This window comes from Mycolicibacterium brumae (genome assembly GCF_025215495.1).
Lineage (GTDB): Bacteria > Actinomycetota > Actinomycetes > Mycobacteriales > Mycobacteriaceae > Mycobacterium > Mycobacterium brumae.
This window is the reverse complement of sequence record NZ_CP104302.1, coordinates 833,437-846,990: the sequence shown is the minus strand read 5'-3', so window position 1 is coordinate 846,990 and position 13,554 is coordinate 833,437. Positions and strand designations below refer to the sequence as shown.

The following is a 13,554-nucleotide window of genomic DNA, read 5'->3' as shown; positions in this document are numbered from 1 at the left end:
ACCGCTGCCTGTCGTCCTGCCTGCCGTCCTGCCTGTCCTCCTGCCTGCCGTCCTGCCTGCCGTCCTGGCTGAACTCGACGGTCAAACTGGTGTCCGCCTCCGAGCGACACCCGCTCCACTATCGAGCGACACCCGTGGCACTGGCCCCCCATAGCCAGCGACACAGCAGTGCCCCGCCTCCCACTGCCAGCGACACTCGCGCCGACGTACCCACCAGAAGCGACACCGTCCCAGCGCGAGCGACTAACCCGGGGCACGCACCGTCGCGGGTCGCGGCGAGCCCTACGCGACAGGCCTGACGCGATGGACCTGACAGACAGGCCTGATGCGATGGACCTGACGCGACGGACCTGACGGACGGGCCTTACCCAGATCGGGCTCGTACTGACCGCCCTGTGGATAACTCGCCCCAGCTGAACTACCTTGGGGCCGGCCAAGCGCGACGATCAGGCCATGACCGAACGCAAATGCCTCATTGGCCTGGAACTGCGGTACATGTTGGCCCACACGTTGTCGCAGTCCGGGGTCCTCACCGTGGCTGAACTGACCGATCTCCTCGCCGCAGACGGATTCACCGTCGCCGGGCGCCCATCGAAGACGATTCCCGACGCACTGCGCTGGGAAGTCCGCCGCGGCCGGGTGATACGGCGCGGCCGCGGCCTGTACGGGCCGGGCGACATTCCCCGATCCACCGAGCACCGCATCAAGACCCGCGTCGCCAAGCTCAAAGAGGAAGCTGGCGCGGCTAGCTCGTCGTGGGCTGGCGGCCGATCCGGGCCCTGGAACTCCGAATGGGACTACGCAGACTGACCGACACCGGCACCTACGCCGGCACCTACGCCGGTGCCCGCGACCGTGCTGGGGTGTCGCTCTCTGTGGAATCGCGTCGCTGCCCGTGGGCACTTTCCGCACGTTGTCGCTGGGGATGAGAATGTACCGGCCACAGATTCGCTCACACCGAGACGGCTCCGGTGCCAATGTCGCTGGATAGTGAATCAGGTGTCGCTCCAAGGCGGACAAGAGTTTCCGTGCACTGCGGACGCCGGAAAGCCTTGATGCCGGGGAAGCCCGGGAAGCAGGACCAAGGAAGCGGGAAGCGGGAAGCGGGGAAACCGGCCCGGGAGGCCAGGGAAGCCGGACCCCGGGCGATCAGCGGATGATCAGCGCCTCGCGATCGACGAACTCATCGAGGTCGTCGGCGTCGTGACCGACCAGCGCCCGATGCATGGCCCAGGCGGTGCGACGGCCGAACAGCTTGGCCTGCTCGGCCACCGGCCCGGCGAACATCGCGTCGACGGTCGCCCACCACAGCGTCAGCCAGCGGATAAAATGGGCGCTGGTTAGCGGATGTTCGGAGTGCACGTGGCGATGCACCGACAGCGCGCTGCGCCGGTACTTGCGCTCGCGGAACAACATCGTCTCCCAGAAGTCGCACATCACCGGCAGGTGCGACTCCAGACCTTGGTCGCGAATCTCGGCGAACGGGCCGGCCAGCAGGTCGTCGACCAGCGCCAGTCCGTAGAACGCCGAGAGCAGCGCGTACAGGTCGTCGCGGGTGGCGATGTCACTCTTGGCCATGACTACCCGCCCAGGAGGGCGAACCCTCCGACCACCAGGGCGATGACCTTCACGATCTCCAGCCCGGTGTAGTAGAAGTGCGCGGTGGACCGTTTGTGGGTCACCGACCCGTCGGCATCGGCCAACACCGCGTTGGAGCGCCGCTTCAGGAACGGCCGCACCCCGGCGACCTGGCCGATCAGCGCCAGCATCGCGATCGCCAGCGCCACCACAGCAAGGCATTCCGGTCGCGAAATCACCAGCGCCACAACGATCACCGCCGCCAGCACTCCCTCGACTGTGTTGAGCGCTTTGAAGACCAATCGCCCGATGCCCAACCCGAGTTGCACGGTGATTCCCGGCGCCCGGAACTTCAACGGCGCCTCAATGAAGGAAATCGCCAGCACCATGCCCAGCCAGGTGAAGGTCGACGCGATCGCGATCGACGTCCAGATGTTCATGACGACGCTCCCATCTTCGGCGTGCTCAGTTTCGCCAGGCACAAGTCGGGCCGGACGAACGGTGTGAGCGTTTCGACAGTAACCGGGGCGCCCCAGGCGTCCAACGCACCCTGCATCAGCCCGTGGTGCAGCGGGCAGACGACATCTCGGTGCTCGCTCGTGAGTTCCAGAAAAGGACAGTGCCGCAACTCGATTCGCCGTTCCCGAGCGGACGGAGAGAAGCCGAACTCATCCATCAGCGCGACCAGCTCGTCGACCGGACGGGCCGACCCGGCCGGCATCCGGCGCTGGCCCAGCCGCACACCGATGGTGCGACCGGCAGCGCGGGCCTGCCCGGATGGGTCCGGCGCGCCGGCCATCGAATCCGCCAGCGCCTCGGCGAGCAGCCGGTAGTGCCGCGGCCCGCCCGGATCCATGCCCGCGGTGGCGACGAACAGCTGTGGCGGTCGGCCCGGACGCGAAGCGGGAGCGTCAACACGGCCAGCCTGACCGGACTCGGCCAGCGCCAGCAGGTGGAACCGCGCGGTGTTGACGGGCATGCCGAGTCGCTCGGCGACCTCGGCGATGGTCAGCGGACCGTCGGCCGCGCGCAGCGCCGTCAGCACCCGCGCCCGTCGGGTGTTCATGATTGCCGCGGCAGTCCGGCGACCAGCGGGGCGTCGGCGTCAATCGCGCCGAGCTTGGCCGCTCCCCCCGGCGATCCCAACGGGGCGTCCTGCCCGGGCAGCACCTCGGTGAAGAAATCGGTGTTGTCCTGCAGGTACGGCACGAACTCCTCCGGTAGATCATCCTCGTAAAAGATGGCTTCCACCGGGCAGACCGGTTCGCAGGCGCCACAGTCGACACACTCGTCGGGATGGATGTAGAGCGCGCGAGCGCCCTCGTAGATGCAATCGACGGGGCATTCCTCGACGCAGGCTTTGTCCTTGACATCGACGCAGGGCTGGGCGATGACGTATGCCATGCCCGATAGTTTACACATGTTGAATTTGTATAAATTGTCGGGGTGCTCGCGCCCGTCGTCCCGCCACCGGCCACCATGGAGGACGTGAACACTGCGCGCGATCGCGACGAACGGGGCCGGCCGCTCAACGCCCGACCCCGCGACGCCCTCGGCCGCCCGCTGCCACCGGGCAGCCCCGGGGTGCAGCGATTGCCCGAAGACCTCGATCTGGCGCCCGACGATGCGCTCACCCTCGCCCAGCAGCTGATCGACGATGGTCGCGCGTTCTATGCCCACGAGGTCTTCGAATCCCTGTGGAAGAGCTGCGCGGCGGAGCGCCGCCCACTGTGGCAAGGACTGGCCCAGCTCGCGGTCGGCGTCACACATCTGCAGCGAGGCAACCGCGCCGGCGCGGTGTCGCTGCTGCGACGTGCCGCGACCCAGTTGTCCCAGGGTGGTGAGCCGCCACACGGCATCGACGTCTCGGGCCTCATCGGCTTCGCCGACGCACTGGCCGCCGATGTCGACGCCGGCGTCGACATCGACCCGCACCGGTTGCGGCCCCGGCTGCGTTCCGCCTAACCGCGGCAACACCCCCACGGGACGCCCGACCTGGGAATACACTGCGTGGACCCACAAGAGAGGGCCATCATGACAAAGACCGCACTCCTGATCAGGACGTTCACCGCGGCAACCGCGGCGATGCTGCTCTCGGCGCCGATGGCCTACGCCGGTCCCGACGACCAAAACGACACCGAGCAGTCCGAGGAGGAGCAGGACCAGAACGGCGCACCCAATATGCCCGACCTCAACCAGGGCCAACAGCAGCAGAGCTCGAGCATCGAGGAGTACATCGAGCAGCAGCGTGCCCAGGGGAAAAACGGTGTGATCTACATCGTCAACGGCGCTCCGGTGTGCGTCCTCTACGGTGAGGTCACGTCCTTCGGGGCCGCGGCGGTCACGGTCTCCAGTCCCGTCCAGTACTGCTGAGCGCCAGACGCCTGTCCGTCGGTTTGAATCAGGCCGACACCAGCGGCGCATAGGTCGTGGTGCGTTGACGGGCGGGCCGGCCGATGCCGGCGGCGATGTCAACCAACTCGGCGACGGTCTTCGCGGAGCCGTATTCCGAGCCGGCCATCCGGGAGATGGTCTCCTCCATGAGCGTGCCACCGAGGTCATTGGCCCCGCCCCGCAGCATCACCCGGGTGCGCTCTGCGCCGAGTTTGACCCAACTGGTCTGAATGTTGGAGATCCTGCCGTGCAACATGATTCGGGCCAGCGCGTGCACCGCCCGATTGTCGCGATGCGTGGGTCCGGGACGCGCCGCACCCGCCAGGTACAGCGGTGAGGACTGGTGCACGAATGGCAGCGGCACGAACTCGGTGAATCCGCCGGTGCGATCCTGGATGCCACGCAGCACGTTCAGGTGCCCCACCCAATGCGCGGGGGTGTCGACGTGGCCGTACATCATCGTCGAACTGGAACGCAGTCCCACTTCATGCGCGGTGCTGACGATGTCGATCCATTCCGCGGTCGGCAGTTTGCCTTTGGTGAGCACCCAGCGGACTTCGTCGTCGAGGATCTCCGCGGCGGTGCCCGGGATCGATCCCAGTCCGGCTTCGCGCAGCCCGGTCAGCCATTCCCGCACCGAGATGCCGCTGCGGGTCACCCCGTTGGCGATCTCCATCGGCGAGAAGGCGTGCACGTGCATCTGCGGCACCCGCGCTTTGACCGCGCGCACCAGATCGGCGTAGCCGGTGACCGGTAACTCGGGGTCGATGCCGCCCTGCATGCACACCTCGGTGGCGCCGGCGACGTGGGCTTCCCACGCCCGGTCCGCGACATCGGCCGACGACAGCGAGAAGGCGTCGGCGTCCCCCTTGCGTTGGGCGAACGCGCAGAACCGGCAGCCGGTGTAGCAGATGTTGGTGAAGTTGATGTTCCGGTTGATGACGTAGGTGACGTCATCGCCGACGGCGTCGCGCCGCAGCGAATCCGCAAAAGCCGCAACGGCTTCCAGTGCCGGACCGTCGGCGGTGGCCAGCGCTAGGTAGTCGGCGTCGCTGCAGCCGCCGGGGTCCCGCTCGGCGGCGCGCAGTGCGGCGAGCACGTCGGTGGCGACCCGTTCGGGTGCGGCGGCGGCCAGCTCGTGCACCCGATCACGGATGGATTCCCAGTCCCCGAACGCGCTGTCGATGTCGCTGCGGGTTTCGGTCAGCCGACCGTCAGCGTCGATGGCGGTGTGCAAGTCGGTGCGGCCCAGGGACTGCGCGGCCTCGTCGGGCTCCTGCCACGGCAGCCCGACGGGATTGACGTCGCGAGCCCAGCCGGTGTCCGGGTCGGCCAGCGCGTCGACGTGGGCGCGCACCCGCGGGTCGATCCAGGCCGCCCCGGCCCGGATGTACTTCGGGTGCGCGGTCAGCCGCTGCACTAGGTCGTAGCCGGCGGCGGCAGTGATGTCGGCGAGCGAATCCAGTGCGGGCCAGGGTCGTTCGGGGTTGACGTGATCCGGTGTCAGCGGTGACACCCCGCCCCAGTCGTCGACGCCGGCGCCGATCAGCGCGAGACATTCGTTCTGCGACACCAGGTTTGGCGGCGCCTGGATCCGCATGGCCGGGCCGAGCACCAACCGGGTCACCGCGATGGCGGCCTGGAACTCCTGCAGGTCGGCGTCGGGGGCCGAACGCATGGCAGTCCCCTGCTTGGCCCGGAAGTTCTGCACAATCACTTCTTGGACGTGCCCGAACTCCTTGTGCGCCTTGCGGATCGCGTGGATGGTCTCGGCGCGCTCCAGCACGGTCTCGCCGATGCCGATCAGCAGGCCGGTGGTGAACGGGATGGCGAGTCGGCCGGCGTCGACGAGGGTGCGCAGCCGCACCGCGGGGTCCTTGTCCGGGCTGCCGTAGTGCGCCTGGCCTTTGGTTTCGTAGAGCCGTCGGGAGGTGGTCTCCAGCATCATGCCCATCGACGGCGCGACCGGCTTGAGCCGGGAAAGCTCCGACCAGCTCATCACCCCGGGGTTCAGGTGCGGCAGCAGCCCGGTCTCCTCCAGCACCCGGATGCTCATGGCGCGCACGTAATCGAGAGTGGAGTCATAGCCGCGCTCGTCGAGCCACTGCCGCGCTTCGGGCCAGCGGGTCTCGGGACGGTCGCCGAGGGTGAACAGCGCTTCCTTGCAGCCGAGTTCGGCGCCACGGGCGGCGATGTCGAGGATTTCGTCGGGCTCCAGGTACATGCCTTGCCCGGCGGCGCGCAGCTTGCCCGGGACGGTGACGAAGGTGCAGTAGTGGCAGGTGTCTCGGCACAGGTGGGTGACCGGGATGAAGACTTTGCGCGAGTAGCTCACCGGCAGCCGGCCATTGGGACCGCGCGCGCCGGCCTGCAATCCGGCGTCGCGGACCCGGGCGGCGCTGGCGCACAGGTCGGCCAGGTCCGCACCGCGGGCGGCCAACGCAATGGCGGCTTCGTCGACGTTGAGAGCGACGCCGTCGCGGGCACGCCGCAGCACCCGACGCATGGCCGACACGGACGGCGCGGCGACGGAGGGGCCGGGCATCGGGGGCGCCGACAGGCTCACTGGCTGCGGGTTCAGCGCCACACCTCCAGAGCTCGGCGCAAGTGGAGTTTCATCCGCGCGTCCCAACAGTCTTCAAACCCGGCCGATTGACACAGTCCAGACTAACCACGCTTCCTGGCAGACGGGGGTCGGCCGTCCCACGGGCCACCCGCGACCGACCACGCGCCGTCCCGGTAACGCGAAACCAAGAGAAACCTATGATTCAGAGTAGATTTTTCTCAGCACCCGGCCACGACACGAGGGAAGTGCGATGCGAGTCTCCTACCGATCCATGCTCACCAGCGGCGTTGTGGCCCTGACGGCGACAGCCGTGGTCGCCGCCCCGGCGATCACCCCGGTCGCCCAGCCCGCGGCCGAGCCCGCCGCCGTGGCGATTCCGGTGCAGAACACGGCCGCGGTGCGTCCGTGGATTCCGCTGCCCTCGCCGCTGGGCGTCAAATCGGCGATCAAGGCCCCTGAGGCATCCGCCGCCAGATCGCTTCCGCCGGCGCCCTCAGGGCCAGCAGGTCCGACCGCGACGTCACCGTACGCGGCGGGGACCAGCCCCAGCACCGGGCTGATCATGGATATCTACACCGCTGTCGAGCCATGGGTGGCGTGGGGATTCGATGTCGCGGCCTGGGCGGTGGCCTGGCTTCCCTGGATTGGTTGGGTGGCCGCTGATCAGATTGAGATCCTTTACAACGCCGGCGAAGTGCTGGTGCGCAGCTGGTTCCAGGCCGCTCAGGACCTGGTCAACCTCAACTGGGCCAACATCCCACCCACGCTGATCAATGGGGTCACCGGTGGACTCCGCACCCTCGTTCGAGGCGAGATCAATTGGCTGTTCGGCTGGCTGCCGCCACTGCCGCCCATCGGCCTCACCGCAGCCAACGCGCGCCAGACGCTTGACGACACGAGCGAGGCAGTGGATCAAGTGGCGGCTCCCGTTTCCAGGGCGCTGTCCCGGCTGGCCGGAGGCGCCGAGGATGCCATCAAGAGCCTCGGCGACGTTTTCGGGCCCCAGGCCAGGACGGCCTCCGTCGAGGCCGATCCGGCGCCCGCGGTCGCGCTTCCGATCATCGGCGGCTCGCTCGGAAGCGGCACGGAGGTCTTTGCCTCCCGCGTCCAGACCCTGGCCAAGTCCGTCACCGAGAAGCTCGACCCCGCCACGCTTCTCACCGGTGAGAAGTCGCTGTTCAAGCTGCCCGGTGCGAAGTCCTTGCCCACGCGAGCCGAAGCCAAGCTGAAGCTGCCGTCGCTGCGCGATCTGCAAACCGGGGCGTCCGACAAGGTGGAGACGGTCAAGGATCGGGCCACGACGCGTTTCCAGAAGGCGACCGAGGCCGCCGACTCCGCCGTCAAGCGCCTGACGAAGCCTCTCACCTCAAGCTCCAGCGACGCCGGCAAGTCCGACGGAGCCAAGCCGGGCTACACGCCGAAAACCAAGATCGGCCAGAAGGTTCAGCAGGCCGCCAAGTCGTTGACGAGCAAGGTCGCCAAGAAGGACGGCCCGAGCGAATAGGGCCCGGGCCCGACGGCGAAGGCGCACGCATACCCGCTTTGCCGTTCGAGCGTGCGCCCTCGCGAGGAAACACTGACCTGCGGAAGGCTCTACGCGCCTGCCGCGTGCCGTTGTCGCCGCAGCACCCACCACACTGAGGGCCCGCACCCCAGCAGGAGCAGCAGCAGCGGACCGGCCTGGTAGATGCCGGGCCCGCCGTACACGGAGTCACCGCCGGGGCCGAACACCATCAGCACGAACACCGTCGCCAGAAAGGTGTACATCGGCAGCGCCGTCAACCGGCTGCCGGGCGGCGCCCAATACGCGGCGGCCCACACCAGCGCCAGGTTCATCGCGCCGGCGGCGATCGCCGAGATCGGGAACGGGACGACGCCGAGGAACTCCGGCAGAAAGAACGTCCCCAGCAGCCCAACCAGCACCCCGTCGAGCCCGAGCAACACCAGCACGATCACCCGGAAGCCGCCGCGATCCATCCCGCGCATCCTTCCGTCGGCCGACGCCGCACAGCCTACGTCGGCGACGAACCACGCCCCTCGACTACCAGTGGCATAATTGTGGCATGTCTCGCATACGCGTTTCGACGACGGTGGACGCCGACCTTCTCCACGCCGCCCGCCAAACCCGATCCGGCGGCACCGACGCGTCGTTGCTGGACGCGGCACTCAGTGCCCTGCTCACCGCACATCGCGCAGCGCAGATCGACGCCGCCTACGTCGCCTATGACTCCCAGCCGCTGTCGGATCCTGATGAGTGGGGCGACCTGGCCTCGTGGCGTGACGCCGCAGGGTCATCATGAGCGGATTGCCAACACGTGGCGAAGTGTGGTGGTGCGAACTGCCAGACATCGGTCGACGTCCCGTCGTCGTGATCTCCCGCGACGTGGCGATTCCCCGTACACGCCGGCCCCTGGTCGCACCTTGCACCACCACGATCAGGGGCCTACCAAGCGAAGTTCAGCTGGAACCGGGCGTCGACCCGGTTCCTCGGCCATCGGCAGTCAACCTCGATTCCATCGAGAGCGTCGCCATCGGCTCACTGGTCGAGCGACTCGGGAGACTTGCCGACGATCGAATGCGCGCGATCTGCAGCGCCCTGAAAGTCGCGACGGGCTGCGGCGCCTAACTCAGCCGAGGTCGCAGCCGAGTTCGAGGCCCGCCAGCAGGTCCTGCTCGAGGCCGTCGTCGCCGACCGGTCCGAGCTCGCCGACCACCAGCTTGTAGTGCTCCGCACCGACCAGCGGCAGCGCCATGTCATTTGACAGCGCGCACGCCCGCCCCGTCGGCCCCACCACCACCTGGGTGGCGTGGGCGCGCAACGCCTCGATCTTGGCCGCCAGCCCGTCGGTGGCGTCGACGACAGTGGTGATCTCGTCGTCGGGGAATCCGAACTCGGGCGCTTCGGGCTTGTGCCAGTGCGTCAGCAGATCCTCGGGCCGCAGCTCGGCCAGCGCCGCCTGCCACAGTGAGCGCGGGGAGACCGTCCAGTAAAACTTCGGCACCGTCCACGGCTCGCCCGGAAACGACGGGTCCGCGCACGCCGCCACCGCCGCGGTGGTGACCCGATGCGCTTGAATGTGGTCGGGGTGCCCGTAGCCGCCGTAGGGGTCATAGGTCACCACCACGTGCGGGCGCAGTTCACGCAGCAGCGCCACCATCGCCGCGACGGCCTCGGCCTCATCGGCGTCAACGAAGCGCTGGCGACCCGGCCGCGGGTGGGTGTCGGCCATCCCGGAATCACGCCAATGGCCGGCGCCGCCGAGGAAGACCGGTTCGACGACGCCGAGCCGGCGCAGCGCCAAGGACAGCTCCGCGATCCGATATCCGCCCAACTGGTCGGCCCGGTCGGCGACCAACTGCGACCACTGCTCGCCGATGACCTCGCCCTCCTCCCCCAACGTGCAGGTCACGACGTCGACGCGGGCGCCCAGAGCGGCGTAGTGGGCGATGGTCGCGCCGTTGTTGATGCTCTCGTCATCGGGATGGGCGTGAACGAAAACGAGCCGGGGGCGCTCAGACATCCCCTGAGCGTAGGACGCCGCGCGGATTGGCTATGGACCGCTCCTACTTCTCCGCAAAACATAAGTTCTCTTCTCAGGGTTCCCTCAGGTACAGTGAAGGTTTGACCGAGCGACCGACGCCTGGGGGGCCGATGCAGCAGAAACTGCGCGCCTTCGCCGCCGCCGGGGTTTCGCTCGCCGTCGGCGGCGCCATCGTTGCCCTGCCGTTCACCGCGCTCAAGAACGATGAAGTCGCGATCCCGCAACGCACCGCCGTCTACGATCCGGCGTCCCTGGACTCCGAGACCGCCGATCTGATCCGAACCGTCACCGAAAACTCCGGCTACACCAACGGCGAGCAGGGTTACCCCCTGGCCTCCCCGCCGTCCGGCGAGATCCCGGCCGCCGTCGTCGAGGAGCTGCGCGGGCCCGACGCCTCCGCTCCCGACGACCTGTCAGCCGTGCTCAGCAATCTGGCCGAGGGCCCTCAGCGACCCGAGGATCACCATCGCAAGGGCACACCCCCGGGGTTGGCGATTTCCGACGCCGGCCCCAAGAGCGGCGACGACGTCGACAACCTCCTCGATTTGGTGGCCGGCATCGAGCCGGAGACCCCGCAGCCGCCGCCCGGCGCGACATTCGAAGACCCCGGCGCCCAGACCGGACCGACGCTTTCCGGCCCCCCAGGCACACCAGACATCGGGGACTTCGACTCCGGAAACGCCGATCCCGACACGACGGACCTGAGCGACGGCCCGTCGAACACCGGAGGGGACACCAACACCGGACAGGGCGCGTTGGAGACCAATACGGGGGGCCTGACGCCACCGAGCGCCGAGCCGACGTCCATCAGCGAGGGCACCGCCCAGAAGCCCAACGGCAAGCGGCGTGACCTCGCCAGCAACGGGGAGTCTGGGATTCCGGCCGCGAACGCGAAAGCGGGCGCGGACGCCGACAAGCAACAGTCGCAATCGTCGAAGGCGGCGACCAAGATCGTCGACCGGGTCAACGGCGCCGTCGACAAGGTGGAGAAGACGGTCAAGCGGGTCTTGGAGAAGCTGACCCCGAAGCGCACGGCCACCGTCGACAAGAGCGAATAGCCTCCGGCTGCGTCGCTGCCGCGCGGGACTTCACCCTGCGCAGCGCCGTTGGCCGTGCCATACTCGACCCCGATTCTTCGGAGGTAGACACATGGCCAAGACGATTCGCACGCTCGCTCTCGCCGGCCTGATTGGCGCGGCGTCCCTGACCGTCGCCGCCCCGGCGTCCGCAGAGGACTTCAACGGGCAGTACTTCCTCAAGGTCCGCGGCATGGACCCGACGGCCTGGGTCGTCCGGCCGTGTGACGGCGCCGCCAATCCGGGGCCCAGCCACTGTGTGCGAATCACCGACGGCGGCAGCGCCGAATCCGCGCCGTTCGAGGCGGACGCATTCTGGGCGGTCGGCTACTGGACCATGAAGGTGCAGCGGCCCGACGCGATCGTCTGCGACGACGGCGCCGCGGTGCCGGGGTTTGTCACCTACTCCTGGGATGCGACGTCGTTGGAGGGTCAGCTGGGCTTCTCCTACGACGGCAGCTGCGAGGGCACCGAGGCCGGCAGCCTGTCCGCGCCGTTCCGGTTGAGCCGTGAGGCTCCCGCCCCGGAGGCCGCGGGTGAAGACGAGTTCGCCGGCGAGGAGTACCCGCAGGAGGAACCCGTCGAGGAGGCGCCGGCGGAGGAATCCACCGGTGACGAGTCGACCGGTGAAGAATCCGGTGAGGAATCCACCGGCGAGGAGGCCGCTACCGAGGAAGGCGGTGACTCCGAGGCCACCGCCGAAGAGGCGCCTGCCGAGGAGTCCGATTCCGGCGAGTAGCCCCCGCAACCAGGGGTTTCACCCCGACACGACGCCGCGGGAACGCCCGATTCGGCTGCGACGAATTTCATCCCCGATTGTGGCGAGATTCGGGAGCGGTGTTTTCATTTTCAAGCAATAAACCGGTTGGTTGAGGATCGATTGCGCAGGCTGGAGTCGCTCCGAAAAACTGCAGGCCAAACGCCAGTAATCGGGCTTATTTTCAAACGAAAATACGAATCGTTGCGTTCTCAATAAACAGCCTTCGGGGCGCTGTTTATTACAGCTCCATCTCTTCTAGCTCAGTCATTTCTCAGGTAGCTTTCGCTGTGTCAACCAAACAGCTTCAGCTTCTAGGGGGAATCATGAAATCGGCTGTTGGAACATTTCTCACCGCGGGAATCGCGACGGCCAGTGCCGCCGCCGTCGCTCTCGCACCCATCTCACCACTGAACACCGCCTCCGACGAGGTGGTCGTCATCCCGGCGGCTTCGGTTCAGACGCAGCAGCGCGACGTCGCGCTCACTGGTGTTGTCGAGGACTTCTTGAAGCATGTCGAGTGGTACTGGGAGGGCGTGTCCGAAGCACCCGAGCGCACTTGGGAATCAGCGCAGGCGGTCGGGAACTTGTTGGAGGGCGCATTCGAGACGGCTCCCGCCACCACGGTCACGTATGCGGTGGTCGGAGCCCCGGCAATCGCAGGGAGAATCCTTCAACAGGGCCGAATTAAAAGCGTGGATATCAAAGTTCTGAAGATCGCGGCAGATCTGGACGGGAAGGATCGCAAGCTTGAAGCTGCGACGCTGCGTAATACGGTGCAGACAAGGAACAACCTTGAGGATGCCATACTCACAGTCGCCGAGCGTCCAGCCGCGGACCTGAAGCAAATTGTCAACGTGCTTGAGGACAAGAGCGTCAAGTGGGACAAGAAGCCCGGGGAAATTCTGAAGCAGCTGAGGGTCAACGATAGGGCAACTCGGCAATCTCTGTTCGGCAACGACCCCAACGGTCAGTTGGGCGGTGCCTTCGGCAACGTTCGAGACGCAATGGATAACCAACGCGCAGCCTTCCAAACCGCCGTCGACAAAGAGCTGAACAAGACCGGTGTCGGACGTTCGCTTCAGAAGAACGTCGTCAAACCACTCCGTGATGCGGCGGATAACCTTCGGACAGAGGTCCGCAAAGCAGGAGACAGCATCCGCAAGACGGTCCGCAAGGCGCTCGGCGACGACAAGCCCTGAGCCCCAGCCGAACAACGGTGGCCCTTCCGCTCAACCCGGGAGGGCCACCGCCTGTCGCGCCTGTATTCAGAATGGCCGATGGTGTTGCAGCGGGTCCGCGAGCGTGTGGTGTTGCAGCGGGTCCGCGAGCGCGCGTTCACCGCCGTGCTCGTTCGCGAGGGTGCACTCAGAGTCAGATTCGGCCGCGAGGGTGCACACAGGTCAGATTTCAGGCGCGAGGGTGCGTGTAGGGCCGCACCGTCCAGCGGATTTGCGGATCTCCGCGCACCCTCGCCGGAGGATCCCGACCTACGTGCACCCTCGCCGCCGAAAACGAATCTCAGTGCACCCTCGCGGCCAAAATCGAACTTCCGCGCACGCTCGCGAGCAGTGAGAGAACCACTACGGAGACCAAAGCCCATCCCTACCAAAAGTGACCTTTGGCAGTCGAATAAGTGCT

The 13,554-nt window shown here is 67.3% G+C and carries 16 protein-coding genes; 9 read left to right on the top strand and 7 right to left on the bottom strand.

Translation table 11 applies throughout. From position 1 onward, the window contains the following. Window positions 1-453: 453 nt before the first annotated feature. Window positions 454-810 carry a hypothetical protein gene (locus L2Z93_RS04400; protein WP_090589374.1) on the top strand — a complete coding sequence of 119 codons (357 nt, stop codon included), beginning with the start codon at window positions 454-456 and terminating at the stop codon, window positions 808-810. A gap of 339 nt (window positions 811-1,149) precedes the next feature. On the opposite strand, the gene L2Z93_RS04395 is transcribed toward L2Z93_RS04400, so the two are convergent. Genes L2Z93_RS04395 through fdxA form a run of 4 tightly spaced genes read right to left on the bottom strand, consistent with a single transcriptional unit; the run spans window position 1,150 to window position 2,982 of the window. Next, window positions 1,150-1,578 (bottom strand): group III truncated hemoglobin, encoded by a 429-nt coding sequence (locus tag L2Z93_RS04395; protein WP_090589308.1) that lies wholly within the window; start codon window positions 1,576-1,578, stop codon window positions 1,150-1,152. A 2-nt stretch (window positions 1,579-1,580) separates the two neighbouring features. After that, the gene (locus L2Z93_RS04390; protein WP_090589307.1) at window positions 1,581-2,018 is read right to left on the bottom strand and encodes a hypothetical protein; all 438 of its coding nucleotides are present in this window, start codon (window positions 2,016-2,018) and stop codon (window positions 1,581-1,583) included. Further along, complete coding sequence (locus L2Z93_RS04385; protein WP_090589306.1) at window positions 2,015-2,644, bottom strand: helix-turn-helix transcriptional regulator; 630 nt, start codon at window positions 2,642-2,644, stop codon at window positions 2,015-2,017. The genes L2Z93_RS04390 and L2Z93_RS04385 overlap by 4 nt, the downstream gene beginning before the upstream one ends. Beyond that, window positions 2,641-2,982 carry a ferredoxin gene (fdxA, locus tag L2Z93_RS04380; protein ID WP_090589305.1) on the bottom strand — a complete coding sequence of 114 codons (342 nt, stop codon included), beginning with the start codon at window positions 2,980-2,982 and terminating at the stop codon, window positions 2,641-2,643. Before fdxA ends, L2Z93_RS04385 begins: the two co-directional genes overlap by 4 nt. A gap of 75 nt (window positions 2,983-3,057) precedes the next feature. Between fdxA and L2Z93_RS04375 the strand changes: the two genes are divergently transcribed. Together L2Z93_RS04375 and L2Z93_RS04370 are read left to right on the top strand one after the other, a co-directional pair. Further along, on the top strand, window positions 3,058-3,543 hold the full coding sequence (locus tag L2Z93_RS04375) for a DUF309 domain-containing protein (protein WP_090589372.1): 486 nt from the start codon (window positions 3,058-3,060) through the stop codon (window positions 3,541-3,543). 69 nt (window positions 3,544-3,612) lie between these two features. Then, the gene (locus tag L2Z93_RS04370; protein WP_128111808.1) at window positions 3,613-3,951 is read left to right on the top strand and encodes a hypothetical protein; all 339 of its coding nucleotides are present in this window, start codon (window positions 3,613-3,615) and stop codon (window positions 3,949-3,951) included. Between the two features lie 28 nt (window positions 3,952-3,979). Here L2Z93_RS04370 and L2Z93_RS04365 read toward each other — a convergent pair whose 3' ends face one another. Next, a complete protein-coding gene (locus L2Z93_RS04365; protein ID WP_090589303.1) occupies window positions 3,980-6,559 on the bottom strand; it encodes a bifunctional FO biosynthesis protein CofGH in 2,580 nt (859 codons plus the stop codon). A gap of 250 nt (window positions 6,560-6,809) precedes the next feature. Between L2Z93_RS04365 and L2Z93_RS04360 the strand changes: the two genes are divergently transcribed. Further along, entirely contained in the window at window positions 6,810-8,042 is a 1,233-nt protein-coding gene (locus L2Z93_RS04360; RefSeq protein ID WP_090589302.1) for a hypothetical protein, read from the top strand. Between the two features lie 89 nt (window positions 8,043-8,131). On the opposite strand, the gene L2Z93_RS04355 is transcribed toward L2Z93_RS04360, so the two are convergent. Then, on the bottom strand, window positions 8,132-8,515 hold the full coding sequence (locus tag L2Z93_RS04355; protein ID WP_090589301.1) for a hypothetical protein: 384 nt from the start codon (window positions 8,513-8,515) through the stop codon (window positions 8,132-8,134). Between the two features lie 86 nt (window positions 8,516-8,601). Between L2Z93_RS04355 and L2Z93_RS04350 the strand changes: the two genes are divergently transcribed. Together L2Z93_RS04350 and L2Z93_RS04345 are read left to right on the top strand one after the other, a co-directional pair. Next, entirely contained in the window at window positions 8,602-8,838 is a 237-nt protein-coding gene (locus tag L2Z93_RS04350) for a DUF2191 domain-containing protein (RefSeq protein ID WP_090589300.1), read from the top strand. Further along, complete coding sequence (locus tag L2Z93_RS04345; RefSeq protein WP_090589299.1) at window positions 8,835-9,164, top strand: type II toxin-antitoxin system PemK/MazF family toxin; 330 nt, start codon at window positions 8,835-8,837, stop codon at window positions 9,162-9,164. Before L2Z93_RS04350 ends, L2Z93_RS04345 begins: the two co-directional genes overlap by 4 nt. Window position 9,165: 1 nt before the next feature. Here L2Z93_RS04345 and mshB read toward each other — a convergent pair whose 3' ends face one another. Continuing rightward, complete coding sequence (gene mshB / locus L2Z93_RS04340; RefSeq protein ID WP_090589298.1) at window positions 9,166-10,059, bottom strand: N-acetyl-1-D-myo-inositol-2-amino-2-deoxy-alpha-D-glucopyranoside deacetylase; 894 nt, start codon at window positions 10,057-10,059, stop codon at window positions 9,166-9,168. Window positions 10,060-10,160: 101 nt separating this feature from the next. On the opposite strand from mshB, the gene L2Z93_RS04335 reads away from it, so the two are divergent. The 3 genes from L2Z93_RS04335 (at window position 10,161) to L2Z93_RS04325 (ending at window position 13,115) form a co-directional block, all read left to right on the top strand. Then, window positions 10,161-11,138, top strand: coding sequence for a hypothetical protein (locus L2Z93_RS04335; RefSeq protein ID WP_128111807.1), 978 nt, complete (start codon window positions 10,161-10,163; stop codon window positions 11,136-11,138). A 91-nt stretch (window positions 11,139-11,229) separates the two neighbouring features. Continuing rightward, entirely contained in the window at window positions 11,230-11,895 is a 666-nt protein-coding gene (locus L2Z93_RS04330; RefSeq protein ID WP_090589296.1) for a hypothetical protein, read from the top strand. Between the two features lie 308 nt (window positions 11,896-12,203). Then, window positions 12,204-13,115 carry a hypothetical protein gene (locus L2Z93_RS04325; RefSeq protein WP_128111806.1) on the top strand — a complete coding sequence of 304 codons (912 nt, stop codon included), beginning with the start codon at window positions 12,204-12,206 and terminating at the stop codon, window positions 13,113-13,115. The last annotated feature ends 439 nt before the right edge of the window (window positions 13,116-13,554 follow it).